This is a genomic window from Candidatus Melainabacteria bacterium RIFOXYA2_FULL_32_9, from assembly GCA_001784615.1.
Taxonomy (GTDB): Bacteria; Cyanobacteriota; Vampirovibrionia; order Gastranaerophilales; family UBA9579; genus UBA9579.
In genome coordinates this window covers 1-3,584 of sequence record MFRQ01000020.1, presented here as the reverse complement: position 1 = coordinate 3,584, position 3,584 = coordinate 1, and the positions used below count along the sequence as shown (strand labels likewise).

Here is a 3,584-nt window from a genome sequence, read left to right as displayed (position 1 = left end):
ACTATGTATATCTCAGCTGGAAAGATAATTCTGATAATGAGACAGGATTTGAGATTCTTCAATCCGTTAATTCAACAAATAATTTCCAAGTAGTGAAAACACCGGGTGCTAATGGTACTAGTTATGGTATCAATCTTGGATCAAATCCAACCACTGGTACCTATCACTATAAAATAGTAGCTGTAAATGCCAGCGGAAAATCTCAAGCATCTAACACAGTTACAGCTCAAGTTGGAGAAGTAACTCCTCCTCCAACTCAGCAACCGCCTGCTGTTCCAACTGGTTTAACAACTATGATTGGTAAAGATACTGCCGGAAATAACGTGATAATACTTACCTGGCAGGACAACTCAAACAATGAGCAAGGATTCAATCTTTACTTATCTAACTCAGCAACAGGTGGATTTACTAAAGTTGCAACATTTGGTCCTGGTCAGACAATCGTAGTACATAATGTCGGATCAGCAGCAAGTGGCACATCATTCTACTATCAAGTTAAATCATTTAATGCTGGTGGTGAATCTGCATCCAGTAATACTGCATCTGGTGCAATTAACTAATAACATTAACTTGATAATTATTTAATCAGAAGGGTTTTCTCTTAACAGAGAAAACCCTTCTTTAATATATAGAAGTCGATTAATTATTTACTTTAAGCTGCTATATAGATAAATTTATACTTAGAGATTGCCACGCAAGAATAGTTGATACTGGTTATCCGCGATTTATGGCTCGCAATGACAGTACGCATTATTGGAAGGGTTGAGCACTTAAAAGAGTGGATGTGTAAGAGGTATTCTTAGCTACCACAGAATGATAGTGGTGTTATTGGAATGATTGATTACTTGAGAATGTGGCTTAGCCACCCGTAATGACAGCCAAAATTATTAAAGCTGTAACTTGAGTTAAAGTTAATTAAAACCAGATCAATAAAAAATATAGTTACGTTTATCGACACAGGGATAATAAATAATACCAGAATAACTAATATTTAAATTTCAGCGAAAATAGGATAATGCAATGAAATAGAGCAAGCTAGATTATTTATCTTCAAGGGGAGTTATGAAAATAATAACAGCTTCAAAATTTTATTATTTGAGGGCAGGACTAGAATCATATTTATTTAAAATAACTGATACATTGAGGTCTTACGGGCATGAAGTTGTACCCTTTTCTACAAACTATAAAGAAAATATTCAAAGCGAATATAGCAGGTTCTTCACTGAATATATAGATTTAGGAGGAGAAGAAAAGGTTAATCTTTATAACAAATTTAAAGCATTAATGAACATTTTGTATAACACAGAAGCACGAAATAAATTTTCTCAGCTGCTTGATTACACAAAACCAGACCTTATATGGGGGTTTGGAGTTCATAGACACTTATCTCCTGCTATCTTTATGGAAGCAAAAGAACGATCAATTCCTGTAATACATAGACTTTCCGATTATGCCATAATCTGCCCAGATTCAAGACTTACAAAAGGAGATGATTCAAACTGCGAAGAGCTTTTATGCCCCTTAAAAGGATATTTTAATGCTGTAAAACATAGATGTGTACGTCAATCTAAAACAAATGATCTTAGCAAAAGGCCCTCTATAGCTGCAAGTGCTATTGGAGCTCTGGAGCTTTATGTTCATAATAAATATAAAGCTTACGTAAATAACGTAGACAGATTCATAGCTCCTAGTAATTTTTTAAGACGAACTATGATAAAGAGCGGAATACCTGAAAATAAAATAACTCATATCCCTATTTATATAGACCCATATAAATACAACCCTGAATTTATTTCCCAATCTTATCTGGTTTATTTTGGAAGATTAAGTCGTGAAAAAGGAATTCCATTGTTGTTAGAAGCAATGGAAAAATTAAAACATTACAAGCTGCTAATAGCAGGTGATGGACCACAAAGAGAATATTTAGAACAAATAAAAGAAAACAGAAATCTTGATAATGTTACTTTCTTAGGCAAATTACAAGGAGAACAGTTATCCAGAGTTATTAGAAACTGCCGATTAGTAATAATACCGTCAACCTGGTTTGATAATTCCCCAAACGTAATTCTTGAATCCTTTGCTTTAGGTAAGCCCGTTCTTGCAGCTAATATCGGAGGAATTCCAGAGTATGTTGATGAAAACATAGATGGCATGCTTTACAAACATAATGATGTTCAGGAATTAAAAGAAAAAATAGATTTTTTAATGAGACATCAAAGCCTTTGTGAAGAAATGGGCAGGGCTGCCAGAAAAAAAGCCGAAGTAAAATATAACCCAAAAGTCCATTATGGAGAGATCATGAAAGTGTTTAAAGAGGTTACTTAGAATTTATCCGACAAATAAATTTTTGCTGTCATTGCGAACCTTTTAGCAGGAATATTTTCTAAAATCGATATTGTGAAGCAATCTCTAAATATCATTTTTTGAATTTTCGGATAAGTCCTTAATACCAAATAGCAATCAAAATATTAAGAGTCATTCTGGAGGGAAATATATGAAAATTGCTGTGGTAGGCTCAAGAGGCGTGCCGGCTACCTTTGGAGGAATAGAAAAACATTGTGAAGAAATATATTCAAGGCTTGTTCAAATGGGACATTTTGTAACCATATATGCCAGAAAAGGCTATATAGATAATAGGATAAATGAATATAAAGGTATAAAAATCAAACCACTGTGGACATTTAAATCTAAACATCTTGAGGCAACATTTCATACTTTTTGGGCGCTTTTGCACGCTGTATTTTCTGATGCAGATATTATTCACTTTCATGCTCAAGGCCCCTGCTTATTTGCATGGATACCAAAACTCTTATCACCAAATAAAAAACTAATTTTTACCTGCCACGGTATTGATTGGCAAAGAAATAAATGGAATTTTCTGGCAAGCAATATTATTCGACTCGGAGAAATTTTCAGCGCAACTTTTTTCGATACTCAGATAACTGTATCCAAATCTTTAGAAGAATATTATAGAAATAAATACAGCATTAATCCCATAACAATAATAAACGGAGTAACAATAAGTTCAATTAAAGAGCTTGAACTGATAAAGGAAAAATTTGGTTTAAACGAGAAAGATTATCTGTTATTTGTAGGCAGACTAGTTCCCGAAAAAGCTCCACATAAGCTGATAGAAGCCTATAAACAAACAAAAACAGAGAAAAAGCTCGTTTTAGTAGGTGGTTCTGCGTCTACAGATAGTTATGTTGCTCACCTGAAAGATCTGGCTAAAGATGATAAAAGAATTATTTTCACTTCCTACTTATATGGAGATGAACTTAAAGAAATTTATTCAAACGCTTACCTGTATGTATCAACTTCAGAACTGGAAGGATTGCCACTTACACTACTTGAAGCAATGTCATATGGAATTCCCGTATTATCGAGTCCAATTCCTCCTCATATAGAAGTTATTGGTAAAAATGAAGAATATGGTTATTTGTTTAATTCTGAAAAAGTTAGTGATATTAAAGAAAAATTAGAATTTATTTTAAGTCAGCCTCAATTAGACCTGATTAAAAAAGGACTAAAGGGGCAAGAAAGAATTAGAACTCAGCATAACTGGGAATCTATAACTAAAAAAC

The 3,584-nt window shown here is 33.5% G+C and carries 2 protein-coding genes and 1 pseudogene (1 of these 3 running past the window's edge); all 3 read left to right on the top strand.

The genetic code is table 11. The features are described from left to right. Positions 1–560 (top strand): annotated as a pseudogene (locus A2255_02925) (hypothetical protein); it begins 1,909 nt to the left of the window's first position. 502 nt (positions 561–1,062) lie between these two features. Beyond that, on the top strand, positions 1,063–2,325 hold the full coding sequence (locus tag A2255_02920; GenBank protein ID OGI23062.1) for a hypothetical protein: 1,263 nt from the start codon (positions 1,063–1,065) through the stop codon (positions 2,323–2,325). A gap of 169 nt (positions 2,326–2,494) precedes the next feature. Continuing rightward, the coding region (locus A2255_02915) for a hypothetical protein (protein OGI23061.1) at positions 2,495–3,584 on the top strand (1,090 nt) is incomplete at its 3' end.